The 25,607-nt window shown below is 42.5% G+C and carries 26 protein-coding genes and 1 pseudogene; 19 read left to right on the top strand and 8 right to left on the bottom strand.

What is annotated here, in order from left to right:
- The first annotated feature begins 54 nt into the window (after positions 1-54).
- On the top strand, positions 55-273 hold the full coding sequence (infA, locus tag PQR79_RS02230) for a translation initiation factor IF-1 (RefSeq protein WP_011496276.1): 219 nt from the start codon (positions 55-57) through the stop codon (positions 271-273).
- A gap of 235 nt (positions 274-508) precedes the next feature.
- On the opposite strand, the gene clpA is transcribed toward infA, so the two are convergent.
- Both clpA and clpS read right to left on the bottom strand, forming a co-directional pair.
- Positions 509-2,767, bottom strand: a complete 2,259-nt coding sequence (gene clpA, locus PQR79_RS02225) for an ATP-dependent Clp protease ATP-binding subunit ClpA (protein WP_238103525.1) — start codon at positions 2,765-2,767, stop codon at positions 509-511.
- A 43-nt stretch (positions 2,768-2,810) separates the two neighbouring features.
- Positions 2,811-3,119, bottom strand: a complete 309-nt coding sequence (gene clpS / locus PQR79_RS02220) for an ATP-dependent Clp protease adapter ClpS (protein ID WP_238103524.1) — start codon at positions 3,117-3,119, stop codon at positions 2,811-2,813.
- 196 nt (positions 3,120-3,315) lie between these two features.
- On the opposite strand from clpS, the gene cspD reads away from it, so the two are divergent.
- Complete coding sequence (gene cspD, locus PQR79_RS02215) at positions 3,316-3,522, top strand: cold shock domain-containing protein CspD (RefSeq protein ID WP_160052900.1); 207 nt, start codon at positions 3,316-3,318, stop codon at positions 3,520-3,522.
- A gap of 130 nt (positions 3,523-3,652) precedes the next feature.
- Here cspD and PQR79_RS02210 read toward each other — a convergent pair whose 3' ends face one another.
- The gene (locus PQR79_RS02210; RefSeq protein WP_238103523.1) at positions 3,653-5,875 is read right to left on the bottom strand and encodes an NADP-dependent isocitrate dehydrogenase; all 2,223 of its coding nucleotides are present in this window, start codon (positions 5,873-5,875) and stop codon (positions 3,653-3,655) included.
- A gap of 379 nt (positions 5,876-6,254) precedes the next feature.
- Here PQR79_RS02210 and PQR79_RS02205 point away from each other — a divergent pair, with 379 nt between their 5' ends.
- From PQR79_RS02205 to PQR79_RS02180, 6 genes are all read left to right on the top strand, one after another.
- Positions 6,255-6,932, top strand: a complete 678-nt coding sequence (locus PQR79_RS02205) for a pseudouridine synthase (RefSeq protein ID WP_238103522.1) — start codon at positions 6,255-6,257, stop codon at positions 6,930-6,932.
- Positions 6,933-6,983: 51 nt separating this feature from the next.
- Positions 6,984-7,517 (top strand): NUDIX hydrolase, encoded by a 534-nt coding sequence (locus tag PQR79_RS02200; RefSeq protein WP_238103521.1) that lies wholly within the window; start codon positions 6,984-6,986, stop codon positions 7,515-7,517.
- 237 nt (positions 7,518-7,754) lie between these two features.
- Positions 7,755-8,873, top strand: coding sequence for a tRNA 2-thiouridine(34) synthase MnmA (gene mnmA / locus PQR79_RS02195; RefSeq protein WP_238103520.1), 1,119 nt, complete (start codon positions 7,755-7,757; stop codon positions 8,871-8,873).
- A gap of 3 nt (positions 8,874-8,876) precedes the next feature.
- A complete protein-coding gene (hflD, locus tag PQR79_RS02190; protein WP_274408364.1) occupies positions 8,877-9,509 on the top strand; it encodes a high frequency lysogenization protein HflD in 633 nt (210 codons plus the stop codon).
- Positions 9,510-9,548: 39 nt separating this feature from the next.
- Positions 9,549-10,919, top strand: a complete 1,371-nt coding sequence (gene purB, locus PQR79_RS02185; protein ID WP_238103519.1) for an adenylosuccinate lyase — start codon at positions 9,549-9,551, stop codon at positions 10,917-10,919.
- 86 nt (positions 10,920-11,005) lie between these two features.
- Positions 11,006-12,145: a ribosomal protein uL16 3-hydroxylase gene (locus PQR79_RS02180; RefSeq protein ID WP_238104166.1), complete on the top strand. Its 1,140-nt coding sequence runs from the start codon at positions 11,006-11,008 to the stop codon at positions 12,143-12,145.
- A 448-nt stretch (positions 12,146-12,593) separates the two neighbouring features.
- Here the strand turns inward: PQR79_RS02180 and PQR79_RS02175 are convergent, their stop codons facing one another.
- Complete coding sequence (locus tag PQR79_RS02175) at positions 12,594-13,034, bottom strand: DUF4826 family protein (protein WP_238103518.1); 441 nt, start codon at positions 13,032-13,034, stop codon at positions 12,594-12,596.
- A gap of 279 nt (positions 13,035-13,313) precedes the next feature.
- Between PQR79_RS02175 and PQR79_RS02170 the strand changes: the two genes are divergently transcribed.
- The 5 genes from PQR79_RS02170 (at position 13,314) to PQR79_RS02150 (ending at position 18,582) form a co-directional block, all read left to right on the top strand.
- Positions 13,314-14,345 carry a Glu/Leu/Phe/Val dehydrogenase dimerization domain-containing protein gene (locus PQR79_RS02170; protein WP_238103517.1) on the top strand — a complete coding sequence of 344 codons (1,032 nt, stop codon included), beginning with the start codon at positions 13,314-13,316 and terminating at the stop codon, positions 14,343-14,345.
- Positions 14,346-14,650: 305 nt separating this feature from the next.
- The gene (locus PQR79_RS02165; RefSeq protein WP_238103516.1) at positions 14,651-15,553 is read left to right on the top strand and encodes a UDP-2,3-diacylglucosamine diphosphatase; all 903 of its coding nucleotides are present in this window, start codon (positions 14,651-14,653) and stop codon (positions 15,551-15,553) included.
- A gap of 13 nt (positions 15,554-15,566) precedes the next feature.
- Complete coding sequence (olsF, locus tag PQR79_RS02160; RefSeq protein ID WP_238103515.1) at positions 15,567-17,306, top strand: bifunctional ornithine lipid synthase OlsF; 1,740 nt, start codon at positions 15,567-15,569, stop codon at positions 17,304-17,306.
- Positions 17,307-17,492: 186 nt separating this feature from the next.
- Complete coding sequence (locus tag PQR79_RS02155; protein WP_238104165.1) at positions 17,493-17,879, top strand: CBS domain-containing protein; 387 nt, start codon at positions 17,493-17,495, stop codon at positions 17,877-17,879.
- Between the two features lie 358 nt (positions 17,880-18,237).
- Positions 18,238-18,582 (top strand): hypothetical protein, encoded by a 345-nt coding sequence (locus PQR79_RS02150; RefSeq protein WP_238103513.1) that lies wholly within the window; start codon positions 18,238-18,240, stop codon positions 18,580-18,582.
- A 20-nt stretch (positions 18,583-18,602) separates the two neighbouring features.
- On the opposite strand, the gene PQR79_RS02145 is transcribed toward PQR79_RS02150, so the two are convergent.
- A complete protein-coding gene (locus PQR79_RS02145) occupies positions 18,603-19,724 on the bottom strand; it encodes an energy transducer TonB (protein ID WP_238103512.1) in 1,122 nt (373 codons plus the stop codon).
- Positions 19,725-19,969: 245 nt separating this feature from the next.
- On the opposite strand from PQR79_RS02145, the gene PQR79_RS02140 reads away from it, so the two are divergent.
- The 4 genes from PQR79_RS02140 to PQR79_RS02125 are packed head-to-tail and all read left to right on the top strand — an operon-like array spanning position 19,970 to position 22,248.
- A complete protein-coding gene (locus tag PQR79_RS02140) occupies positions 19,970-20,707 on the top strand; it encodes a DUF1538 domain-containing protein (protein WP_238103511.1) in 738 nt (245 codons plus the stop codon).
- Between the two features lie 21 nt (positions 20,708-20,728).
- Entirely contained in the window at positions 20,729-21,496 is a 768-nt protein-coding gene (locus tag PQR79_RS02135; protein WP_238103510.1) for a DUF1538 domain-containing protein, read from the top strand.
- 3 nt (positions 21,497-21,499) lie between these two features.
- Positions 21,500-21,850, top strand: a complete 351-nt coding sequence (locus PQR79_RS02130) for a P-II family nitrogen regulator (protein ID WP_160052915.1) — start codon at positions 21,500-21,502, stop codon at positions 21,848-21,850.
- On the top strand, positions 21,847-22,248 hold the full coding sequence (locus PQR79_RS02125; protein WP_238103509.1) for a CBS domain-containing protein: 402 nt from the start codon (positions 21,847-21,849) through the stop codon (positions 22,246-22,248). Before PQR79_RS02130 ends, PQR79_RS02125 begins: the two co-directional genes overlap by 4 nt.
- 43 nt (positions 22,249-22,291) lie before the next feature.
- Here the strand turns inward: PQR79_RS02125 and PQR79_RS02120 are convergent, their stop codons facing one another.
- Complete coding sequence (locus PQR79_RS02120) at positions 22,292-23,158, bottom strand: LysR substrate-binding domain-containing protein (RefSeq protein ID WP_238103508.1); 867 nt, start codon at positions 23,156-23,158, stop codon at positions 22,292-22,294.
- A gap of 106 nt (positions 23,159-23,264) precedes the next feature.
- Between PQR79_RS02120 and PQR79_RS02115 the strand changes: the two genes are divergently transcribed.
- Both PQR79_RS02115 and PQR79_RS02110 read left to right on the top strand, forming a co-directional pair.
- Complete coding sequence (locus tag PQR79_RS02115) at positions 23,265-23,579, top strand: putative quinol monooxygenase (protein ID WP_238103507.1); 315 nt, start codon at positions 23,265-23,267, stop codon at positions 23,577-23,579.
- Between the two features lie 3 nt (positions 23,580-23,582).
- Entirely contained in the window at positions 23,583-24,605 is a 1,023-nt protein-coding gene (locus tag PQR79_RS02110; RefSeq protein ID WP_238103506.1) for a Gfo/Idh/MocA family protein, read from the top strand.
- On the opposite strand, the gene PQR79_RS02105 is transcribed toward PQR79_RS02110, so the two are convergent.
- The gene (locus PQR79_RS02105) at positions 24,567-24,971 is read right to left on the bottom strand and encodes an NUDIX hydrolase (protein WP_238103504.1); all 405 of its coding nucleotides are present in this window, start codon (positions 24,969-24,971) and stop codon (positions 24,567-24,569) included. The genes PQR79_RS02110 and PQR79_RS02105 overlap by 39 nt on opposite strands.
- Positions 24,972-25,019: 48 nt before the next feature.
- Positions 25,020-25,410, bottom strand: a pseudogene (locus tag PQR79_RS02100) (hypothetical protein).
- Positions 25,411-25,607: the final 197 nt, after the last annotated feature.

The raw sequence follows: 25,607 nt of genomic DNA, 5'->3' as shown, positions 1-25,607 counted from the left end.
GGGGCATGATACGCCCGATTTTTCATATTTGAAGGCTAATGGGATAACTTATTAATGGCGAAAGAAGACAACATTGAAATGCAGGGCACTATCCTTGAGACCTTGCCAAACACAATGTTCCGCGTAGAGCTGGAAAATGGACATGTGGTGATAGCCCACATCTCTGGCAAAATGCGCAAAAACTACATCCGTATTTTAACGGGTGACAAAGTCACGGTTCAGCTGACTCCTTATGACTTATCAAAAGGTCGTATCGTCTTCCGCGCACGTTAATCGCTAGCCTCAACATTGTAAAAGCCGACTGTAAGTCGGTTTTTTTGTTGTTGAGTTTACTATTCATCCTATTCATTATCTGGTCAGGCAGCAAGCAAAGTATTGCGGTATAAAGAACCATAAAACACCTGAACGGATGACATAATTAATGTGATGAATATACGGATACTGCGGATAAAAAAAGATGACCACTTGGTCATCTTTTTATTGTCATTTTACAGAGTAAACGTGCTTATTAAGACACCTTCTCAGTGGCCTCACAATCAATATTAATCTCACCGTCTTTAACATCAATATGCGCAATACCACCACGCTCAAGCACACCAAATAAGATCTCATCAGCAAGAGGACGTTTAATCAACTCAGTGACCACGCGCGACATAGGACGAGCACCCATTGACTTGTCATAGCCTTTTTCAGCTAACAAGGTACGTGCTTCATCACTCACATCTAAGGTGACCCGCTTATCATCTAGCTGTGCTTGCAGTTCAACTAAGAACTTATCAACCACTTTCGCTATCACTGTCATGTCTAAATGGTTAAACCACACAATCGAATCTAAACGATTGCGGAACTCAGGTGAAAACATTTTATTGATTTCAGCTAATGCATCTTGGGTGTGATCTTGTTGCTGAAAACCAATCGACTTACGAATCGTTTCTTGTACACCCGCATTCGTGGTCATCACCAAGGTGACATTTCTAAAATCAGCTTTTCGGCCGTTATTGTCAGTCAATGTACCGTGATCCATCACTTGTAATAATAAGTTGAATACATCCGGGTGCGCCTTTTCGATTTCATCGAGTAGCACTACACAATGTGGATTTTTAATCACGGCATCAGTTAGCAAACCACCTTGGTCATAACCAACATAGCCCGGAGGTGCACCGATTAAACGCGATACGGTGTGACGCTCCATATACTCAGACATATCAAAGCGAATGAGTTTGAGGTTGAGACAGTTGGCCAATTGATTGGTGACTTCAGTCTTACCTACCCCAGTTGGGCCAGCAAACATAAAACTGCCGACAGGTTTTTTCTCTGAACCTAAACCGCTTCGAGACAACCTAATAGCAGAGCTAAGGCTCTCAATCGCTTTGTCTTGCCCAAAGACCACCATCTTAAGGTTGCGTTCAAGGTTACGTAACATGTCTTTGTCAGTCGACGATACCGACTTCTCAGGTATACGCGCCAATTTAGCAATAATCGCTTCGATTTCAGCCTGGCCAATGGTTTTCTTCCGTTTACTTTGCGGCATCATCACCATACGAGCACCCGCCTCGTCAATCACGTCAATGGCTTTGTCAGGTAAATGACGGTCATTGATATGCTTCGCTGACAAACTGGCTGCACTGCTGATAGCCGCTTGGGTATACCGCACACCATGATACTCTTCGTATTTTGACTTTAATCCCATCAAAATCTTAGTGGTTTCAGCGACGGATGGCTCATTAATATCAATTTTTTGGAATCGACGCGCTAATGCACGATCCTTCTCAAAAATGCTTTGATACTCTTGGAACGTGGTTGAGCCCATGCAGCGTAATTTGCCACTTGATAACAAGGGTTTGAGTAAATTAGAAGCATCCATTACCCCACCAGACGCGGCCCCCGCACCAATAATAGTGTGGATTTCATCGATGAATAAAATCGCATGCTCATCAGCTGACAATTCTTTTAATAAGCTTTTAAAGCGCTTTTCAAAGTCACCACGGTACTTCGTACCGGCCAATAATGACCCTAAATCTAACGAGTACACTGTGGCATCAGCCATCACATCAGGCACTTGTTCCGTCACAATTCGATACGCTAACCCTTCGGCAATCGCCGTTTTACCTACGCCCGCTTCACCAACCAACAACGGATTGTTTTTGCGACGACGACATAAGGTTTGAATTGCACGCTCAATCTCAGCATCACGACCAATTAATGGGTCGATGGTACCCTCTTTAGCAAGCTGATTAAGGTTAGCGGCAAACTGCGCTAACATGCTGCGCTCTTCACTGTTTTCAGATTGATCTTCTATGCGCTCTTGATCAGAGGACTCGCCAGTGTCTTCGTCTTTACTCATACCGTGGGAAATAAAATTAACCACATCTAAACGGGTGATTTCACTGCGTCGAAGTAAATAGACAGCTTGTGATTCTTGTTCACTAAAAATGGCCACCAGCACATTTGCGCCAGTCACTTCGTTACGCCCCGATGATTGCACATGAAAAACGGCCCGTTGAAGTACCCGTTGAAAGCCTAATGTCGGTTGGGTTTCACGCTCTTCAGGTGACTCTGCAATAATAGGTGTGGTTTGTTGAATGAAATTAGCCACTTCTTCACGAAGGCGATTAACATCCGCACCGCAGGCAATTAACGCCTCATATGCGGCAGGATTATCAATAAGTGCTAATAATAAATGTTCTACCGTCATGTATTCATGACGTGAATCTCTAGCTTGCTGAAACGCTAGGTTCAAGGTGACTTCCAGATCTTTGTTCAGCATAAGCACCCCCTAAATTTAACCACAGACTGTAAGAAAACGATTTTTATGCTTTCTCTAATGTACACAGTAACGGATGTTGGTTTTCTCTTGCAAACTGATTTACTTGAAAAACTTTTGTTTCGGCGATCCCAAATGGGAAAACGCCACACAATCCTTTGCCTTGGTGATGTATCGCTAACATGATATCAACAGCTTGCTGCTCGTTTTTATCAAAGAAGCGTTGCAACACTTCAACCACAAAATCCATCGGGGTGTAATCATCATTGTTTAGCACCACTTTATACATATGGGGTGGTTGTAGCTCAGATTCAACCTTTTCTTCGGTATGTTCTACACTGCCTAATTTAGCCATTGTTTAATACTAGCCTCTCGTTTGGTTCCCGACCACTTGATATTATTAAATTAATTAAATGTTGTCTTTTTGTTAATTTATACTTGACATCTTTTCGTACAAATTTCATTCTATTTGTCAGGCGGCGAATAATAGACCGCTGGATAATAAGTTTTACTATCTTACTGGTAAGTAGACAACAGAAGGAAGTGGAAGTATGGCAAACGGAACTGTTAAGTGGTTCAACAACGCCAAAGGATTCGGGTTTATTTGCCCAGATCAGGGTGGCGAAGATGTATTTGCGCACTATTCAACTATCGAAATGGAAGGTTATCGTACCTTAAAAGCTGGACAACCTGTATGCTTCGAAGTTGAAGAAGGTCCTAAAGGAATGCATGCTTCAGCCATCTCACCTACAAAATAGTAGGTAGAGACTATAAAACAAAAAGACAGGGATTTTAATCCCTGTCTTTTTTTATTGTCTAAAAATATGGCGTATCAACTCATTATCAATAGCGGCATTACTGTCACGTAATGCCCTATTGACTCATCAATTAACCAATCAATTTATTCAATGTTGCACTAGGACGCATGGCTTTTTCAGCTTTAGCCGCATCTAAACGATAATAACCGCCTAAATCAACCGCTGGGCCTTGTGAACCATTAAGCTCTGCTAAAATAACCGCCTCATTTGCTGCTAACGCTTGCGCTAAAGGCACAAAATGTTCAGCAAGCTGTGTATCCGCAGTTTGCTTAACAAGTGCATTCGCCCAGTAAAGGCCAAGATAGAAATGGCTACCACGGTTATCTAATTCACCCACACGACGTGAAGGTGATTTATTACTGTCTAAGAACTCACCAATCGCCACATCTAACGTATCAGCAAGCACTTGGGCTTTAGGATTGTTAGCTGTTTGAGCTAAATGTTCTAATGATGCTGCAAGTGCCAAAAACTCACCTAAAGAGTCCCAACGTAAGTGGCCTTCTTTTTCTACCTGTTGAACGTGCTTAGGTGCACTACCACCTGCGCCTGTTTCAAATAAGCCGCCGCCATTCATTAACGGTACGATTGATAGCATTTTAGCACTTGTGCCTAATTCAAGAATTGGGAACAAATCAGTTAGGTAGTCACGTAACACGTTACCCGTAACAGAAATGGTGTCTTCGCCTTTAATAATACGCTCCAAGGTTACGCGCGTAGCTTCAACTGGAGACATGATTTGTATATCTAAGCCTGAAGTATCTTCTTGGGCGAGGTATTGAGTCACTTTTTTGATTAATTCAGCGTCGTGTGCACGCGCACTGTCTAACCAGAAAATGGCTGGCGTATTGCTTAAACGTGAACGTCTGACGGCTAACTTAACCCAGTCACGAATAGGTGCATCTTTTACCTGACACATACGGTAAATATCACCCGCTTCAACCTTGTGGCTCATTAACACATCACCAGCTTGATTAATCACATTCACAGTACCGTCAGCGGCAATCTCAAATGTTTTATCGTGGCTACCGTATTCTTCAGCTTTTTGAGCCATAAGGCCCACGTTTGGTACACTGCCCATTGTCGTTGGGTCAAATGCACCGTGTTTTTTACAAAATGCGATGGTTTCTTGATACACACCGGCATAACAACGATCTGGGATCATTGCTTTAGTGTCTTTTAATTGGCCGTCTGGGCCCCACATTTGACCAGATGAACGGATCGCTGCAGGCATAGATGCATCAATAATGATGTCACTTGGCACGTGTAGATTGGTGATACCTTTGTCTGAATCAACCATGGCTAGTGCAGGACGTGCAGCATAAACGGCAGCAATATCCGCTTCGATTTCGCTACGCTTAGCATCAGGAAGTGACTTAATTTTGGCATACACATCACCAAAGCCGTTGTTTACGTCAACACCGAGTTCAGCAAATAATTCGCCATGCTTATCAAATACATCTTTAAAGAACACTTTAACAGCGTGACCAAATAGAATGGGATCAGACACTTTCATCATGGTGGCTTTTAAGTGAAGCGATAATAAAACATCTTCAGACTTAGCCGCTTCAATTTCACGAGCATAAAAATCGACTAACGCTTTTTTGCTCATAACCGCAGAGTCAATCACTTCATCAGCAAGTAAAGTTAAGCCACTTTTAAGTACCACTTCTTTGCCATCAGCTTGTGTCAGTACGATATTCACTTTATCAGCTGTTGGTAAAGTTACCGATTGCTCGCTACCGTAAAAGTCGCCTTCGTTCATGTGTGCAACATGAGACTGTGAATCAGTAGCCCATTTACCCATTGAATGTGGGTTTTTCTTAGCATAGTTTTTAACAGATGTTGGCGCACGGCGGTCTGAGTTACCTTCACGTAAAACAGGGTTTACCGCACTGCCTTTAATTTTGTCATAACGTGATTTAGCTTCGAGTTCAGCGTCAGTTTTAGGCTCATCAGGGTAATTAGGAATGTCATAGCCCTTGGCTTGTAATTCAGCAATACACGCTTTTAGCTGTGGAATTGACGCACTGATATTAGGTAACTTAATAATGTTAGCTTCTGGCTGGTTAGCCAATTCACCTAATTCAGTTAATGCATCAGCAATTTTCTGTTCAGCAGTTAATTTTTCAGGGAAGTTAGCAATAACACGACCTGACAAAGAAATATCACGGGTTTCTACTTTTACGCCTGCAGCGTCAGTAAAGTTACGGATAATGGGTAATAAAGACAGAGTAGCAAGTGCTGGCGCTTCATCAGTTTCTGTGTATATGATCGTTGGAGTGTTATCTTTCATTTTATTTCCTACATTATTGTAAATTAATAACTTATTAGAATAAATTGTATAAGCATTTGATGGGCTTTGGTGGATAACACTCCCGGGAGTGAACCTTGATTTGCTACGAGCGTTCACATCCTATGTGAACGCTGTATGTGAAATCCCCTATCCCATTTTTTATTATATTTTTCCCACATTGCGACGGTATTTTTTGTTAAAAATACACCTTAGGCAGTGATAAATTAGGTACAGATCACAATTTTTAGGCGGACATCATAGATCATTCTTAGCAATTTTCAAATTCCACTAAGGGCGAATACACAGTAAACTGAGATAAAAGTTGTTAATTCTTATTACAACCCCCCATTAAACGATTAAGGATATTATCCATACCTTTATGGCAAACTCAGGTAAATTCAGTTCATTTAAAAAAAAGACTGCCACCAATGGTCGTCCTTTATCACAAATACCTAAATCTAAACGCACGAGCAAAATGACTCGACGCAAAAGCCCACAGAAACCACCAGCTGAAAACCCTATTATCGTGCTGTTCAACAAACCGTTTGATGTGCTTTGCCAATTTACCGATGAATCAGGTCGCCAAACCCTTAAAGACTTTATTCCGATAAGTGACGTTTACGCCGCAGGACGATTAGACCGAGACAGCGAAGGCCTATTACTGCTCACTAACGATGGTCAACTGCAAGCGAAGTTAACCCAACCGAATAAAAAAACCTTTAAAACCTATTGGGTACAGGTCGAAGGCGAGCCAACAGAGGCCGCTATAAAAGCATTGTGCGATGGGGTAGAACTTAAAGACGGCATAACCTTACCCGCAAAGGTCAAAATAATGGACTCTCCCGAGATCTGGCCACGCGTCCCCCCCGTAAGAGAGCGAAAATCAATACCTACGACTTGGCTTGAGGTACAAATCTGCGAAGGGCGTAACCGCCAAGTCAGACGAATGACTGCCCATGTAGGCCACCCAACCTTAAGATTAATCCGTTATAAAATAGGTCAATGGTGTCTAGATGATTTACAAAATGGTCAATACAAACAAATTAGCCAACGCTAATCATTAACCATAAATAACACAGGCAAAGCACTAAAATAAGGGAGTAAATATATGACTCAACGTTACAAACCCAATACCACTGTCGCTTGTGTTGTTTACAGCCAAGGCAAGTTTTTACTGGTCGAAGAGATAATTGATGGCCAGGTTAAATTTAATCAACCAGCTGGACATTTAGAGGCAAACGAGTCACTCATTGATGCCTGTTCACGGGAAATATTAGAAGAAACAGGGCTGGCCATTGCACCGCAAGCCATTGTCGGTATTTATCAATTTAGTGTCAGTGACACACTCGCATTTGTACGTTACACCTTTTGCATTGACCTCGAGCAACCCATTGAAGGCACGCCACTCGACAGCGCCATTACCCGCACCCATTGGTTATCTCGCGAACAAATTGGTGAGTTAGGCGACCAATTACGCAGCCCGCTCGTGCTCAAAAGTATTGATGACTATGTCCAGCAAGCAGGTTTATTAGACCAATCCCCTCCGGCTACCAGAGACTTGACGCAAAAAAGCGATGCAAAACCTTGTCCGCACCACTTGCCATTAACCTTACTTAATTCAGACTATTTGCACACGCGTTAGCTCAGTTTTCTCCCTACATTGACTGTCCTTCAAGATAGCCCAGCGCTCGAATGCGTGGTAGAATACGCGCCGCACAAATGCAATGTTTACACGATAAGATTAGGTTTATATCACTTTTATTTTATTGTTGACCTTGTTTAACGGCTTTCAAGCTCAGTCAATTGTTACCATTAGCTTGAAACCATTAACAGACACCACCATATACATTTTCTCTTTATTCAATGGTTTTTAGGATTTATGACATCAATCAACCCAACTTCTAATGGTAAAAAAGTCATTGTCGGCATGTCCGGCGGTGTGGACTCTTCTGTTTCGGCCTATTTGCTTATCCAGCAAGGCTACGAGGTTGAAGGTCTATTTATGAAGAACTGGGAAGAAGACGATACCGATGAATATTGCGCTGCGGCAGAGGATTTAAAAGATGCGCAGGCTGTGTGTGACAAGCTTGGTATCAAAATGCATACCGTCAACTTTGCCGCTGAATACTGGGACAACGTGTTCGAGTATTTTTTAGCCGAATACAAAGCCGGCCGCACGCCTAACCCAGATATCATGTGCAACAAAGAAATTAAATTCAAAGCATTCCTTGAATTTGCAGACGAGATTTTAGACGCCGACTACATCGCCATGGGCCATTATGTGCGTCGTCGTGATAACAGCGATGGCAGCGTTGAAATGCTCCGCGGTGTTGATGGCAATAAAGATCAGAGCTACTTCTTATACACCCTCAGTCATGAACAAGTCGCACGCAGCTTATTTCCTGTCGGTGAGCTTGAAAAACATGAAGTACGTGAGATTGCTAAAAAAATGGGCTTAATCACTCACGACAAAAAAGACAGTACCGGCATTTGTTTTATTGGCGAGCGTAAATTCACTGACTTTCTCGCTACTTATTTACCGGCACAACCTGGTGACATTGAAACGGCTGAAGGCGAAGTCATAGGCACTCATCAAGGGCTGATGTATCACACCCTTGGGCAACGTAAAGGGCTAGGGATTGGCGGCCTTAAAAACAGTAGCGAAGACCCGTGGTATGTGGTCGAAAAAGATTTAATTCGTAATGTACTCGTGGTTGCACAAGGCGCAAATCATCCACGCCTTATGTCCCAGGGCATGACCGTTAATCAACTGCATTGGGTTGACCGCAAAGGCCCTGCCAATAACAGTCAAATCACTGTAAAAACACGTTACCGTCAACGCGATGTGGCCTGTACGTTAGTCTACACAGACCCAGATAACATTACCGTGACATTCGATGAACCTGTTGCCGCTGTCACGCCAGGCCAGTCCGCGGTATTTTATGATGGTGAAATTTGTTTAGGTGGCGGCATTATCGATACCTTAATCCGAGGATAAATCGTGAGTCAAACTCAACAAACCATATTGTTTGAACGCACTATGGCATTTGCCGGGATTTTACAGGCAATTGGCCAAGTGCAGTATTTAGCTCGCCACGGTGAAAGTGATAAAGAAGCCCTGGCGGCAACATTAAATACCATCTTAGTCACCGAACCAGAAGCCACAGCCGATGTCTATCAAGATAAAAGCATATTAAATAAAGGCTACCAGTTGATTCAAAATCAACTGGGCGATGGCAGTAATAAAGATGTCGAAACAACGCGTTACTTAGTCGGAGTATTAGCACTAGAGCGAAAGCTGGCTCGTTCAGCAAACGGCTTAGGCATGCTTGCCGAGCGGATCAATCAAATACATCGTCAATTGAACCACTTTGCTATCACTGACGAACAAGTTATTGCTAACTTTGCCAGTATATATAGCGACATCATCAGCGAACTTGGGCCTAAATTGCAAATATCAGGCAACCCCGAGTGCTTAAAGCAACCCATAGTACAACATAAAATTCGTGCCCTTCTACTTGCTGCCATGCGCAGTGCAGTATTGTGGCGCCAATTAGGCGGCAAACGTCGCCATTTAGTGTTTGCCCGAAAAGCGATATTTGATACCGCTAAAATAAGCCAAAATAACAATTAATCGATTCACCCTACAACAAAGTTCATCAAGGAGCTTCAAATGGATCTTTCCGCACTAACTGCTATCTCTCCGGTAGACGGTCGTTATGGTAGTAAAACCGCCTCATTAAGAGGGATTTTCAGCGAGTTCGGTCTTACTAAGTACCGTGTTCAAGTTGAAATCAACTGGTTAAAGCTATTATCTAGCTGCCCAGAGATTGAAGAAGTTCCCCCATTTAGCGAAATCGCCCTCGCGTTATTAGACAGCATTAAAGATAACTTTAATGAAGAAGACGCACTTCGCGTTAAAACCATCGAAAGTACCACTAATCACGATGTAAAAGCGGTTGAATACTTTATTAAAGAAAAAATTGCCGACAATGCCGAGCTTGTCGCCATTGACGAATTTGTGCATTTTGCCTGTACCTCTGAAGACATTAACAACTTATCGCATGGTTTAATGTTAAAAGAAGCACGCGAGCAAGTATTAGTGCCCTATTGCCAACAAATAATTGATGCCATTAAAAAGCTCGCCCATGACAATAAAAGTGTGCCATTAATGTCACGCACTCATGGTCAGCCTGCGTCACCATCTACACTAGGCAAAGAAATGGCCAACGTTGCCGTGCGCCTTGAGCGTCAATTAAACCAAATCAATGCGGTTGAGATTATGGGTAAAATCAACGGTGCTGTGGGTAACTATAACGCCCACATTTCTGCCTACCCAGAAGTGAACTGGCATGAGCTGTCACAGCGTTTTGTGACCAGCCTTGGCATTAACTGGAACGCCTACACCACGCAAATTGAGCCGCATGATTACATTGCAGAATTATTTGATGCTATTGCGCGTTTCAATACTATTCTTATTGATTTTGATCGTGATATTTGGGGTTACATTGCGTTAGGTCACTTCAAACAGCGCACCATTGCTGGCGAAATTGGTTCATCAACCATGCCGCATAAAGTCAACCCAATCGACTTTGAAAACTCTGAAGGTAACTTAGGTATTGCAAATGCATTAATGCAACACTTAGCAGCTAAATTGCCAGTATCAAGATGGCAGCGTGACTTAACTGACTCAACAGTTTTACGTAACCTTGGTGTCGGCATGGCGCACTCGCTCATTGCTTACCAAGCCACCTTAAAAGGGATCAGCAAGTTAGAAGTCAATGAAGCGCAACTACTTGCCGAACTTGATAAAAACTGGGAAGTATTGGCTGAGCCAGTGCAAACCGTTATGCGTCGTTATGGCATCGAAAAGCCATATGAAAAACTAAAAGAGCTCACCCGTGGAAAACGCATCGATGCACAGCAACTTGCTGTATTTATTGATGGCCTTGAATTACCAGCAGAGGTGAAAGTTGAACTGAAAAAAATGACTCCAGCAAATTACATCGGCCGTGCAGAAGCCTTTGTCGACGAGCTAAAATAGTCATTTAATCGACACAAGCTAATCTTGGCGGTCGCATCTGTGACCGCTTTTTTATTGGATTTAACACTCTCCATCTGAGGTCAATGATGTACACATTAAATATTGATACCCAAGCCTTTATTAAACAGCATTGGCAGCAGAAACCGCTTGTTATCAAACAAGCATTTGTCGATTTTGACGACCCCATTGCCGCAGATGAACTTGCGGGCCTCGCCTGCGAAGAAGAGATTTCATCGCGCGTTGTTATCACAAAAAATGATGATTGGGACGTGGTACAAGGTCCATTTGAAGACTACGACCAATTTGGCGAAGATAACTGGCAGCTATTAGTGCAAGCCGTTAACCATTGGTATCCTGCTTCACAGCCATTAGTGGAAGCATTTCGCTTTTTACCCGACTGGCGCTTTGATGACTTGATGGTATCGTTTGCCACACCCGGTGGCGGCGTAGGACCGCACATCGACAACTACGATGTGTTTATTATTCAAGGTGAAGGCGAACGTCGCTGGAAAGTCGGTGACAAAGGTCAACATAAACGCCGTGGCGGCAATGAAAACTCACCCTTAGTAGATGATTTCGAGCCAATTATCGATGTGGTATTACAAAAAGGCGATGTGTTATACATTCCGCCAGGCTACCCACATTGTGGTGAAACAGTGACGTTAGCTATGTCATATTCCATTGGTTTTAGAGCGCCGAGCCAACAAGAACTGCTCACACAGCTCGCCGATAGCCTTATCGACAGTAATCAGGGGCACAAACGGTTTACGTCTAAGGACGAACCGAGTTCGCCAGGACTCATTAGCCAAGCGCATCAACAAGGCATTATGGATTTATTGGTACAACTTGCCCAAGATCCTCAAGCCTATCAAACCATGCTAGGTAAATTATTGAGTCAAAATCGATTCGAACTCGATATCTGTGAAGGCGAAGCGCCATTAAGCAGTGATGACTTAATTGATGCCATAGAACAAGGTGCAATTATTCAGCGTATTGGGGGCTTAAAGGTATTACGTCTTGAACAAGACAACCATGCGCGGTTATTTATTAATGGTGAAGAGTACCCATTAGCAGAAATAAGCGAGGCAGTATTACTACTGTTAGCCAACAATGTCAGTATTATGCCAGAACAAGCCAGTGAACTGGTTGAGCACCCCGTATTACTTGAGCTGTTAACCCAACTGGTTAATCAAGGTTTATATTACTTAGCGGAAGACGAATGCTGATCACGCTAAGTTGTGACAGTTTACGCTAAACAAAAAAGGCACCTAGGTGCCTTTTTTAAATGCGCTTATGGGCTACTATACCAAATCCATTAATTATGTGACCAATCAGAGCCACTCAGATTGTTCAGTTTGAGGCGCATTGCTAAAATAATGATGGTTATTCCCTTTTAAGGCAAAGCAACAAAGAAATGGACAGTCTGAGTGTCTCCTGCAAGGCGGGGTTCTGTGCCTTCTATACTGCTACATACGACTGCATGGATGCAGAAGGTAGAGCAACGCAGGAGCAGTTGCCGACGACTGCATGGATGCAGGAGGTAGAGCAACGCAGGAGCAGTTGCCGACGACTACATGGATGCAGAAGGTAGAGCAACTCTGCCTACAATCCTATGACTTGCCTAGAAGGCACAGAACTCCCGCTGAACGACCAGATAATGAGTGGAATTGGGTATTAGCCCCAAAGTTTTTCATCTTGATGCATTTTATACAGGCTTTCTGCCCGCGACACTAATAATTGTGCAAACTTTCGTTGTGTCTCATCTCTCGTAGCGCCTGATTGATGGAGGTTTTCAGCTTTGAGCTGCCACATCAATGAAAAATGACGAATAGCATCACGCGCAGTTGCCGCCACTTTAACATCAACATAATCCGACGGTAAGTCACCAGACATCACCCAAAAAGTTTGTTTTTTAGGCTGCTTAGATTCCATTTTCCAAATGGCTAAATAAGGCGCAAGATAACGGCTTTCACTGGCCAATACGTTACTTGGGATCACGCCTTTTTCAGCTAAAAAGCGATTGGCTTTTTGAAACTGAGTACGCACCCACTCTTGTCTTAAGGCATCTTGGTCTACTGTTGGCTCTGTGACATTCTCTGCAACTTCTTCAGTCATAATACTTCCTATCTTATTGTTATGTTTCAGGTTAGTACAATAATTAACCTAAAATTCAATCTCAAAAACAATGATGCAACATAAGTTACTTTACGTTTACGTAAAGTGGCAAGCTAAATTTCCACATCAATCACAAAAATAACTAAATCATGCTTTGTTGAGAGTAGCGCTAAATGCTATCGTGCTGCAATAAATTTAACAAGCAGTCGTTTGTACCTAATAGACTCTATTCCCTAGGTACGTTACTTTACTTTTACACACAGCAAGCGGAGATTACACGTGACAGTATTTAATCATGTTTCGTTCGATGAACACGAACAAGTGGTATTTTGTCATGACAAGCAAAGTGGTTTAAAAGCCATTATCGCAGTCCACAACACTAACCTTGGGCCAGCTGTTGGCGGGTGTCGTATGTGGAACTATCAATCGGATGATGAAGCGTTAACAGATGTACTGCGTTTATCTCGTGGCATGACTTATAAAAATGCGCTTGCAGGCTTAAGCATGGGTGGCGGTAAAGCCGTAATCATCGCCGATCCGAAAACCACTGACCGCGAAGCATTATTTTTAGCCTTTGGCCGCTTTGTTAATAGCTTAGGTGGTAAATACTATTCAGCAGAGGATGTTGGCGTATCAACATCTGACATCATGATTGCCAGCCGCGAAACAGAATTTGTTGCAGGCATGGAAGGAAAATCAGGTGACCCATCACCATTAACCGCATTAGGGACTTATTTAGGCATTAAAGCGGCCGTTAAACATCAACGCGGTGTAGATAGCCTAAAAGGGATTAAAGTCACAGTTCAGGGTGTTGGACACGTTGGATATTACCTGTGTAAACATTTGCATGAAGAAGGCGCTGAGTTAATTGTTACCGACATTCATCAAGCATCGCTTGACCGCGTAGCGACAGAGTTTGGTGCAACGGTTGTAGCGCCACAAGACATCTATACCCAAGATGTGGATGTATATGCCCCCTGTGCATTAGGTGCAACAATCAATGACACCACCCTTCCACTGTTAAAAGCCACTATCGTTGCCGGTTGTGCCAATAACCAACTAGCAGAAGTGCGTCACGGCGAAAAACTTAAACAGATGGGCATTTTATACGCACCTGATTATGTTATTAATGCTGGCGGCATTATTAATGTCTCATTTGAGAAAAACTATGATGCCGCGGCATCTAAAGCTAAGGTAGAGCAAATTTACAACACATTGCTAACCATCTTTAGCCGCGCAGATAGCGAAAACCGTACCACAGGTTCTGTTGCCGATGAAATGGCCAAAGCCATTATCGACGCCGCACGATAATACCCAGCCGAATTAGCCTAGGGAAATACTGAGTATTTCCCTTTTTCATTGGCAAAAATAACTCAACACTCAGTTAAATAACAAACTCACTTTTACTCTAATACCGCTATTCAAGGGGGCACTATTTCTGCATTGCCCCCTTAATCAAAAACACTAGACGCATTCTGAATGACCAGACAATGAATGGAATTGGTCTTCTCATTAAACTTAATCAATTTGCAATAAATCGTTCACCTTAGCGTCAATTAACTGCCCTACTCTAAATTAACACTGACGCAACCTGTGTATTGGGAAACTGGCAGAAGATGACTGATAGCAATCAAACAACAGCGCTGGCAAAACGACAGCCGATTTCACACCTGACTCACCCTCAACAGATCCAATCATTTCATGCCTTGTGGTTATCAGACGTTCATCTTGGCAGCGTTGACTGTAAAGCAGATTTTTTACTGCATTTTTTAAACCACAGTCAAAGTGATTACTTATATTTGGTCGGTGATATTGTGGATGTATGGGCCCTTAAAAAAAGAGTGTACTGGCCAGACAGCCATGACAAAGTCATCAAAAAAATTCTAGAGCTTGCCAGTAACGGCACTCAGGTCGTATTTATTCCCGGTAATCATGACGAGGCATTTAAAGCTTATGCTGACAGTCACTTCAGAGGTGTCACCCTCGCAAAACAGCACATCCATGAGTCCATTAATGGCAAACGGTTTTTAATGCTTCATGGCGATCAGTTTGACTCCCAAGTGTGTGTTAGCCGCACCTACGCCAAATTAGGCGACCATTTATATGATGTTTTATTGTGGTTAAACCGACAACTGCATGCGGTGAGAAGTGCGATGGGCTACCCCTATTGGTCACTGGCCAGCTTTATTAAGCTGCGGGTAAATAAGGCCCAGCAAGCCATTAATCAATATCGAGATGCCGTATTGCGCTACGCAGCGAAAAAACAGGTCGACATGGTGGTGTGCGGCCATATCCACCAGCCAGAACTGTCTGAGCACATCATCAATCAGCAGCACTTAATTTACGCCAACGACGGCGATTGGGTAGAAAGCTGTACCTTGATTGCCGAAACACTTGAAGGCGATGTGCAACTGCTCAAATGGAATGAGCAAACCCTACAAGCAGAGACAATGACCAGCATTGAGCTAAGTCATCTACATGACACCCCCATCACACCTCAAAAACAGCACGTTGCATAAAAAGGATAAGGTCATGATATTTACTGTCGATAATGTGGTTGAAAAAAACCTTCCAAATGTGCACAACAAGCAGTGGTTGGCGGCCCCCACTAAAGCCATGTTGCGTTATTTACTCCACGAAAAACAATGTAATGAGATTGCAAATGAACATGCGCATTTATCCGGAGTAGACTTTGTCGAGCAAATTTTAGCATGCTTGAATTTTACTTATAGCGTACCCAATAACGAGGTTGAAAATATCCCGCACGAAGGCCGCGTGGTCATTTACGCCAATCACCCAATAGGCTCGCTCGATGCCCTCGCCCTGATTAAACTGATTAGCCAAGTTCGCCCAGACATCAAAGTGGTTGCCAATGAATTATTAATGGCCATTAAACCCTTACACTCCATTATACTGCCGGTACGTAATATGACAGGTGGTACACCCAAACAACATTTAGACGAGATTCATCACCACCTTAAAAACGAAGGTGCTGTACTGATTTTCCCGTCTGGTGAAGTGTCTCGTTTACGGCCAACGGGTGTAACGGATTTACATTGGCACTCAGGATTTTTAAAAATGGCCCGAGCCTGTAATTCACCCTTGCTGCCCATATTTGTTGATGCCAAAAACTCAGCCACATTTTACGGTGCATCAATGATATACAAGCCATTAGCCACCTTGCTGTTAGTTAAAGAGATGTTTAAACAAGCCGACCAAGTGATGCCGGTACGTATCGGACAATTGATCGCCAAAGAAGTGGTTAACAACCAGGATTTCCCGTTCAAAACCAAAGTTAAATTGCTTAAAAATCATTTATACCGCATTGGTAAAAATCGCAGCCCTTTATTTACTACCCAAAATGCGATTGCGCACCCTGAAAAACGCAGCGAACTGCAACATGCTTTATCACAATGCGAGTTACTCGGGCAAACCCAAGACAACAAACAAATTTATCTTTATAAACATCAGCAAAGTAGCGCAATAATGCGTGAAATTGGTCGCTTACGTGAAATCGCTTTTCGCGCCGTAGGTGAAGGCACGGGTAAGCGTCGTGATACTGATAAATATGATAATCATTACTTTCACTTAGTCTTGTGGGACAAAGATGACCTAGAAATCGTCGGCGCCTATCGCTTTGCCAGCGCAAAAGCATTACATGAAAGCGTCGGCAAGGACTCACTCTACAGCCAGTCATTGTTCGACTATAAGCCGGCCTTTCAACCTTACTTTGAACAAGGCTTAGAACTAGGGCGAAGTTTTGTACAACCCAAATATTGGGGCCGTCGTAGTCTAGAATACCTATGGCAAGGTATTGGTGCCTTCTTAGTGAAAAACCCCCAATATCGCTATTTATTTGGCCCTGTGTCGTTAAGTGACAGCATGCCGTTGCAGGCAAAAGAAATGATAGTGTTCTTTTATCAACATCATTTCTCAACAGATGAAGTATTAGCCAGTTCATTTAATTCATATCAATATACGCCTGAAAGGGTAACCCAATTACAACACTTGTTTAACGGCACAGACTACGCTGAGGACTTTAAAATACTCAAACGGACGTTAGCCAATATGGCAGTATCAGTACCAACGCTATTTAAACAATATGGCGAACTGTGCGACAACCAAGGGGTTAAATTTTTAGACTTTGGTATCGACCCTGAATTTGGCGATTGCATTGATGGTTTGGTCTTGGTGGATATTCACCAACTCAAACCCATTAAATATCAAAAGTACCTAGCGGGCCATTTATCCCAACACCCCATTACCTCATGAGTATGGTTCAAATAAGGTGTTTCGATGAGTTTATAGAGCGTTAAATGATTGTTACGCTATTATTTATCTGATATAAAAAGATAAATGAGTGGAGAATCACCTATGACAATATCGACAGAGACATCTGATCCGACAACAAATGACACAACGACGACATCACATCGTTACATCAGCGTGGCCGACATCATGATTACCCGTGTTGTGACTATCGAAATGGATGATCGGTTGTCACTGGCTAAAGAGATTTTCGATAATGTCAGCTTTCACCACTTACTGGTTATCGATGAAGACAATCACTTAACAGGCATTTTATCGCATCGAGACTTTTTAAGTGCGTTAAGCCCCAATATTGGCACTGCGGCTGAATTAATTCGAGATACTGAGACCTTACAAAAACGGGTTCATCAAGTGATGAGCCATAACCCTATTACCATTGCTCCCCATTGTGACATAAACCTCGCAACTCAGCTTATTGTAGACAATAACATCGGCTGCCTTCCTGTATTAGAAAATAACCATATCGTTGGTATAATTACCTGGAAAGATTTACTTAAAGCGTATTACCGCGCTTAATTCAACCTAAACTCATCTCATTACACACTTATTCAGCACTCGCTTAAGCGGGGGTTATAACAATGAGTGCTCGTCTCGCTCACTGATAACTTTCGCTAAAAGAGCACATTCTAATGCGGATTGGTATTACCTCTCCCATGCTCAACCAATCCTACATTGCAACTAAAAATATAAAAATAAATATTCCCATAGCCAGCAATAACATAGGCTAATTTCTTAAATTGTTCATATTTGTGTGCTGGAAAATGTCACATTGCTCTGCTTTATTAATAACAGGATTAAAAAGTGTCAATGTTAATGCAGTTTTGAATGATAGGTATAAGTAAACACGCAGTTATCATGTGAAAGGATGAGCATTATGATTAAATTTTCTTACCATCTTAATCAAGACAATATTGAATTACATGCCAGCAATTGGTGTGGCCTGGAGCGGGTTTTTATTAACGGCAAAGTGGTGTCGCGTAAATTCAATTTTGGTTTACAAAGTATGCATGATGTATTGCTCGATAACGGTAAAAAGTGCCGTTTTCAACTCATAGCCGACCCGCAAACCTCATTAATATCGTGCAGAATATACAAACAAAACCAACTGGTGACCATTTTAAAGCAAGGTAAAAAACAGCTACAAAAAAGCCAGTTCATGATTGAATCTGGCTTTGTGATTGTGTGTGTGGGTATGTTGAGTATGTATTTATTAAGCTAATTCACGACTCAATAAATACATTATCCTAGGGTAAAGTCTAAACGCACTGTTGAAGTGCCCTTTGCCGGTTTACCATCCACAAATTTGGGCGCGTAACGCCATTGGCTGAGCGCCTCAATTGATTCTTTCTCAAATTGACTGCCACCTTTTGACTCAAGCACCTGTGGAGATTGCACAAAACCTTGCTCATCAACGGTAAATTGTAATTTTACCCAACCACTTTTACCACGCTTTGCATAAGACATTGGGTAATCTGGTGGCGTTCTAAATAACGGCGTTTGTTCTTGTTGATCATTCCACGGCGTCATTTTACCTATGGCAATACAATGCTCAGTGGCTTGATCACTTTGGCCTTGCTTTTGATAAATATCAACGAGCAGTGCATGGGCACGCAGTTCATGCGGATGGCTGTAAGGTAACGCTTGATATTGTTTTATCACTTCAACTAAAGCATCAACAGCTTTAGTGTGCTTACCCATCGCTTCGTTTAATGCTCCATAGAGGTAAGTGGCATTAACGCGTTTTATTGCGTTTTCAGGTAATTTTTTAACATAAATATCATAAGCGTCAAAAGCAAACCCTCTCACCGCACGTGTATAAAACTCCGTGCTCTTTAGACGATAAAAAGCCATGGTTTTCACTTCAGCTTCGGTCAGCTCATTATCCGCCTCTTGGGCAATATCAATCGCCTCAAACAACACTTTTTTTGCATACGTATCATCAGCAGTGGTTTCAGCTAAACCCACGAGCGGATCAACCAAGGCAATGTCATTTTCAGGCAACTTTTGACGATATACCGCTAAAGCAGACTCAAATAATTGTTGGGCTTTTATCACCTGTTCATCTTGCACCACCCGGCCATTATTGTTCTGCTTCGACTGCGCAACAATGGCATTAGCCCAGTTCATGGCTAACTTAGCACTATCAATGCTGTGTGCACCGAATTTTACAGTACCAAGCTCGTAAGCTTGCTGGGCATAGCTGATGATATCGGCAGGGTTATTGGCTTCAACGGCTTGGTTATACTGCTGATAAGCTTTTGAGAAATCGACCGTATCCGTGACCATATTCGTAGGGTTAGCGTAGGCCATATGGCTTGCACACGCGGCAATAATGGCTAAGCGTAAAAGTGTTTTTTTCATGGTTAAAGTCCTTTTTATTTTTATCTGAAACCCCTTATTGCACAATACGTAAATAAGCAGCCAAAAATGTACAGCACAGTTTGCCTGATTTTTATGATCTGAGTCAACTTAATGAAAACCAGTGTAAACAATATGTTGCGATATGACTACAGACCGTCACACTCAATAAAGCTCTTATTATTTATATCTATCAACACGACGACTAAACGGTATCGGTACCCATCACTATCATCACAGGAGTATAGATGTCTGCCATTGGTAAATTGCTCCAAGCCATGTTCAGTAGCTTTAAAGACCTTGTCCCCATCATCTTAGTGGTCAGTTTTTTTGAAATATTTGTGCTACATCAAGTGCCTGCTGAGCTAGGTTCAATTCTTGTTGGCTTACTCTTTATCGTTTTGGGACTAACATTTTTTGTGTTTGGTTTAGAAATGGGTTTGTTCCCCATAGGTGAATCATTAGCAGAAGCACTCGCTCGAAAAGGTAGCATCTTTTGGTTAGTGATTTTCTCTTTTTCCTTGGGGTTTGGTACCACATTAGCTGAACCGGCGCTCACGGCGGTCGCCAATGAAGCGGCACAAGTTGCCGCCAATGCAGGTGCGATTGATGCCAATAAGCAGGCCATGAGTTCCTATGCTATGGGGCTGCGTATCACAGTAGCGATTTCGGTGGGTTTAGCCATTTTACTTGGCGTGATCCGCATTCTCAAAGGCTGGCCAATTCATTATTTAATTATTGGTGGCTACATCATAGTGATGATCCTCACCAGTTTTGCCCCTGCCAATATTATTGGTATTGCCTACGATTCTGGAGGCGTGACCACATCAACCATTACTGTACCCTTGGTCACGGCATTAGGTGTCGGCCTTGCCAGTGTTATTAAAGGCAGAAACCCAATGTTAGATGGCTTTGGCCTCATTGCTTTTGCCAGCCTTAGCCCAATGATTTTTGTATTAATTTACGGCATGGTGTTTTTAAACTGATGCGTGCGATAAGGAGTCAATTTGTTTACTGAGCTAATTAGCACATTGTTGCTCACTGCCCGCGATGTTATCCCTATTGCGGTGATTTTATTTGGCTTTCAACTTGGTGTACTTAAACGCCCAGTTCACCATTGGCGAAAAGTGCTGCTCGGATTTATTTACGTGATAATAGGCCTGACCTTTTTTTTAGTCGGGTTACAACTCGCACTCTTCCCTATTGGCGAAACCATGGCGAACCAATTAACCACTAATGAGTTTTTACACCCAAATGGCAGTACAGATCCTTTTGTTTGGCAGGATTATGTGTGGGTATATGTGTTTGCCGCAGCCATTGGTTTTAGTACCACTATTGCAGAACCGTCACTGATTGCCGTAGCCATTAAAGCCAATCAAGTCTCTGCAGGCACGATCGGTATTCAAGGTTTGCGTATTTCTGTCGCGATTGGTGTGGCCATTGGTATTACCTTAGGCTGTTTTCGTATTGTCGTTGGTGACCCCATTCATTATTACATTATGGCCGGTTACGTGATTGTTGTTATTCAGACCTTTTATGCACCAAAAATGATTGTACCTTTGGCATATGACTCTGGCGGCGTAACTACATCAACAGTCACGGTTCCGTTGGTGGCCGCATTAGGTCTTGGGCTAGCAACTAATGTTGAAGGACGAAATCCGCTCATTGACGGCTTTGGCTTAATCGCCTTTGCCAGTTTATTTCCGATGATCACCGTCATGGGTTATGCCCAAGTCGTTGACTATTTATCTAAACGTAAAGCGATTAAGGAGTAACCTATGCGCTTTAAATTGATCGTCGCCTTTGTCGACGAAGACTGTACCGACGAAGTGCTCGATGCAGCACGCCTTGCAGGTGCCACTGGCGCCACGGTTATTAATCATGCACGAGGTGAAGGCTTAGAAAAAAAGAAAACCTTTATGGGCCTTACATTAGATGTTCAGCGAGATGTCATTTTATGGTTAGTTGAAGAACATATGTGCCGTTGTATTTTAGAAACCATTGCTAAAGTGGGCGAATTTGATACTAACTCCGGTAAAGGCATTGCAATTCAAATCGATGTTGAAGATGCCGTCGGTGTTGCACATCAGGTTGAAAAGTTAAGCAAAGATATTGAGGACCAAATATGACACAGTCAGCCCCTACTCTAAATCGTGATGTGATGAATAACCGTTACGCTATGGTGGACGGCATGCACACAGTTGCAGAAGCAATCCAAGTGGCCATTCTTAAAAATGTCAGTATTTTGGTGGTCGATAAACGCAATGAACATGATGAATACGGCATGGTATTAATGAGTGACATAGCAAGGAAGGTTCTCGCTAAAGATAAGTCCCCCGAGCGCACCAATATTTATGAAATTATGATAAAACCGGTGTTTTCTGTACCTGCAGATATGGATGTACGCTATACGGCAAGGTTATTTGAACGCTTTAACATTAATAAAGCCCCCGTAGTAGAGTCAGGCAGTATTTTAGGCTTTGTAACCTATGAGGATATTGTACTTAAAGGGATGATTAAGTCTTAAATAAAATTTATTGCTCAATTAAGCTGCTCAATAATAAACTCGATTAATGAACGCGATTAATGAACGCGATTAATGAACGCGTTTTTAACAGCACGTTTTTATCCTTATACAATAAATGAATCGGCATGGCTTCTGTTGGGGTTAAGCTCGTAATATTAACCAAGAGGCCTGCCTCTATTGCCTGTTTCACCACGATACTAGGCTGTAACACTACACCTAAGCCATCAATGGCAGCTTGCGTCAGCACCACACCACTGTTTGACGACAATCTAAAATGCCGTTTACCAAATATTTGCTGGTGCGCAATCGACAACGAACCATTGCTCGAATAACTAAATCCAAGGCATTGATGTTCATGTAAATCGGTAATAGCAGTAATCGTTGAATGATTGGCTAAATATTCAGGGGATGCACAAAATTGCATGTGATAATCCATAATATGCCGACCAATCAATGCTGAGTCGCCAAGCTCACCAATGCGTACCAGAATATCAACACTGTCTAACATCGGGTCGACAAGGTTATTGTCTAAGCGTAAATCAACATCGACTTGCGGGTACTGCAATAAAAACCGATTAACTATGGGTGCTAACACTGTATTACTAAAACTCACTGGTGCGTTCATTTTAATGGTACCGCTAATCGTGCCCGTCATACTTTGTAAGGTATTTTCAGCGGCAGTAATGGCTGCCAAAATGGTTTTACATTCTTGATAATAAAACTGACCCGACTCGCTTAACGCTTGTTGACGTGTGGTGCGATTGAGGAGTTTAACGCCTAAATAACTCTCTAACTGATTGATGCGCTTGCCCACCATAGTGCGGCTAATATTAAACTGGTGCGCCGCCGCAGCATAATTACCTTGTTCAGCTACGCAGCTAAACACTTGCATTGCGGTTAATTTATCCATATTCACTCCCAATCATAAACCTACAGTGTTTTCTGTAAACACCAACGAGCGATGTTGCCGTCATGAAAACTGGTTTACGATGAGCCATCATTCTTGAGGAGTTGTTATGGATTACAAATTAGATCAAGCAGGCATATTTATTACTGCTGAAATTCACATAAAAGATAACGTACCGTTATCCCAAGGCCTTGCTGCAATCCGTCAATTTTGCGCCGACATGAATAGCGAATCAGGCTGCTCACTTGCGATGGCAACTCAACATAAAACTCACCCTAAGCAATTTGTGTTTTGGGAACGTTATGATGATCAAGCCGCCTTTGATGCCCACTTTGTCGCGCCTCATACTCAAGCCTTTATTAAAGCTGGTTTAACCGAGCTTAAACAAGCCTTTGACTATCAACGCCTAGCTACAGAGGTATAACCAATGAGTAAAATGATTAATTGGGGTATTTTAGGCACCAGCTTTATTTCTGGTGTAATGGCGGATGCAGTAAAAGCACAAGGCCAAAGTCGGCTATATGCTGTTGCAGGTCGTAACACAACAACGTTAGCTGAATTTGCAACGCAATATAACATCGCACATCAATTTACTGATTTTGAAGCATTAATTAACGACCCACTTGTGGATGTGATTTATATTGCCCTGCCGAATCATTTACACCATGAATATGTGATTAAAGCAGCCAATGCAGGTAAAGCGATTTTATGTGAGAAGTCGCTGTCGGTAGATATGCCTTCAACCATTGCCAGCCTTGATGCCGTTAAGCACAACAAGGTGTTCTTTTTAGAAGGACTAATGTATCTTGCGCATCCATTTATGCAACAGTTAAGTCAAACCATAGCATCTGGGGTGATTGGTGAGATAAAAAGTATTCGCGGCCAGTATTGCGCGGCTATCAGCCAATTTGTTAATCCGGCCAGTCTTGGCGCATTGTTTAATCTTGGTTGTTACCCTGCATCTTTGATGCAATTGGTCATGCAGCAACAATTTGGCAATAATATCAGCCAACAATATCAACTACAGGCAACAGGCCGACGCGGGCAAGATGGCAATATTTGTGAATCTACGGCGATTGTGACTTATGCTAACGGTGTGCAATGTCTTTTACACACAGCTGAAGATTATGGCTTACACGCCGGATTTACCATTTTAGGCAGCTTAGGAAGTATTGATTTCACCTCAAATCCTTGGTTACCTGAAGCTCAGGGGAATCATTTTTCGGTGAGGTTATATGAGCAAAATGCAGAAGTTGTTAATGTTGAAGCCAAAGGCAACGGATTTTACTACCAGGTAGAAGCGGTACTAGGGGCCCTAGACAGTAAACAATACACAGTGCCAAGACCATTAGCACAATTGCAAGACTCACTAGATATCATGCGCCTGTTAACCACCTGGCATCAAGCGGCCTTAGAAAGCAGCGCTGAAAACCTGACCGTTAAACGCTAGGCAATCGTTAATTCGTTGTTGCTGCACTAAAGATAAGTCAGCAACAGCGAAGAATGCATAATCACTGTGCTCATCGCTTAAGCTAATCACGGCCTCTTGGGTTAACTCACAACGAAAAATAAACGCTTGCGATTGATAAGCTGAATGAAAATACACCCCAGATAGATAATTCACCTTCACCAAACAGCCTAACTCTTCCTGGCATTCTCGTAGCAATGCCTGATGAATAGTTTCATTAGGGTCAAGCCCACCACCCGGTAAACCCCAATGCTTGTCGCCATAATTGGCTTTTAATAACAGCACTTGGCCATCGTCATTAGTGATTACTGCATGGGAGCTGAGTCTAAATAAATCATTAAAAGCCATGATGGTTTTCCTATTATAAATAGAGCCTTGATATTTGTTGTTGGAAAACTACCGGCATAACAGCCTTGTTCCAAGTAAATAGTAAATACCATAAATAAAACAAACGATTGAACTCACCAACCAAAAAGCCATAGCGTTTTGATGGATCTCGGAGGCTGACGTGAAAAAAGGTACAATGCCCCCCGCCACACCACGAATGAGATATACAGCAGTGATTAACACTAAACATGTTTTTAGAAGTGGCAACTTAACAATTAAGCCTGCGCCCGAAAATGCATAAAGCCGCCAAACAAAAAGCACCACAGCGATAATTAAAGTGACAATGGTGGGATAAGTCTCCCCGGCTGCAGCCATTTGAGCCATGCTTTCACCAGCACCAAAAAAGAGATACCAATCTGCCACCAAATATGCAGCTGATATGTAATAAGGCAGCAAAGATACTTTAGCAACCTGCAATAACGAGTAAACTATTTCTTTGCATACAAAATCCTTTTTGGTACTGGCTCCGCTTTGGAGTATGTAATAGTTAGTGTAGCCAAGCGAAAACGAGTTCAACATTAGTCGATTATTCGCGATAAATTTTTAAATGGTTTGCATAACGAACCTTGATGGTAGCTTGTTTGTTACCTCCCATTG

This window comes from Shewanella metallivivens (assembly GCF_028750675.1).
GTDB classification, from domain to species: domain Bacteria; phylum Pseudomonadota; class Gammaproteobacteria; order Enterobacterales; family Shewanellaceae; genus Shewanella; species Shewanella metallivivens.
Note: the sequence above shows the minus strand (reverse complement) of the source record. Positions and strands in the feature narration are given on the sequence as shown.

Coding starts and splice junctions, on each gene's coding strand:
- PQR79_RS02145 (WP_238103512.1), bottom strand. CDS start 19,724: ATGAAAAAAACACTTTTACGCTTAGCCATTATTGCCGCGTGTGCAAGC.
- purB (WP_238103519.1), top strand. CDS start 9,549: ATGGATCTTTCCGCACTAACTGCTATCTCTCCGGTAGACGGTCGTTAT.
- PQR79_RS02105 (WP_238103504.1), bottom strand. CDS start 24,971: ATGGCTTTTAATGATTTATTTAGACTCAGCTCCCATGCAGTAATCACT.
- PQR79_RS02165 (WP_238103516.1), top strand. CDS start 14,651: ATGACTGATAGCAATCAAACAACAGCGCTGGCAAAACGACAGCCGATT.
- clpA (WP_238103525.1), bottom strand. CDS start 2,767: ATGCTGAACAAAGATCTGGAAGTCACCTTGAACCTAGCGTTTCAGCAA.
- PQR79_RS02115 (WP_238103507.1), top strand. CDS start 23,265: ATGGATTACAAATTAGATCAAGCAGGCATATTTATTACTGCTGAAATT.
- PQR79_RS02175 (WP_238103518.1), bottom strand. CDS start 13,034: ATGACTGAAGAAGTTGCAGAGAATGTCACAGAGCCAACAGTAGACCAA.
- mnmA (WP_238103520.1), top strand. CDS start 7,755: ATGACATCAATCAACCCAACTTCTAATGGTAAAAAAGTCATTGTCGGC.
- PQR79_RS02180 (WP_238104166.1), top strand. CDS start 11,006: ATGTACACATTAAATATTGATACCCAAGCCTTTATTAAACAGCATTGG.
- PQR79_RS02150 (WP_238103513.1), top strand. CDS start 18,238: ATGATTAAATTTTCTTACCATCTTAATCAAGACAATATTGAATTACAT.
- PQR79_RS02200 (WP_238103521.1), top strand. CDS start 6,984: ATGACTCAACGTTACAAACCCAATACCACTGTCGCTTGTGTTGTTTAC.
- PQR79_RS02130 (WP_160052915.1), top strand. CDS start 21,500: ATGCGCTTTAAATTGATCGTCGCCTTTGTCGACGAAGACTGTACCGAC.
- PQR79_RS02120 (WP_238103508.1), bottom strand. CDS start 23,158: ATGGATAAATTAACCGCAATGCAAGTGTTTAGCTGCGTAGCTGAACAA.
- PQR79_RS02210 (WP_238103523.1), bottom strand. CDS start 5,875: ATGAAAGATAACACTCCAACGATCATATACACAGAAACTGATGAAGCG.
- PQR79_RS02110 (WP_238103506.1), top strand. CDS start 23,583: ATGAGTAAAATGATTAATTGGGGTATTTTAGGCACCAGCTTTATTTCT.
- clpS (WP_238103524.1), bottom strand. CDS start 3,119: ATGGCTAAATTAGGCAGTGTAGAACATACCGAAGAAAAGGTTGAATCT.
- PQR79_RS02125 (WP_238103509.1), top strand. CDS start 21,847: ATGACACAGTCAGCCCCTACTCTAAATCGTGATGTGATGAATAACCGT.
- infA (WP_011496276.1), top strand. CDS start 55: ATGGCGAAAGAAGACAACATTGAAATGCAGGGCACTATCCTTGAGACC.
- olsF (WP_238103515.1), top strand. CDS start 15,567: ATGATATTTACTGTCGATAATGTGGTTGAAAAAAACCTTCCAAATGTG.
- PQR79_RS02205 (WP_238103522.1), top strand. CDS start 6,255: ATGGCAAACTCAGGTAAATTCAGTTCATTTAAAAAAAAGACTGCCACC.
- PQR79_RS02155 (WP_238104165.1), top strand. CDS start 17,493: ATGATTACCCGTGTTGTGACTATCGAAATGGATGATCGGTTGTCACTG.
- cspD (WP_160052900.1), top strand. CDS start 3,316: ATGGCAAACGGAACTGTTAAGTGGTTCAACAACGCCAAAGGATTCGGG.
- PQR79_RS02140 (WP_238103511.1), top strand. CDS start 19,970: ATGTCTGCCATTGGTAAATTGCTCCAAGCCATGTTCAGTAGCTTTAAA.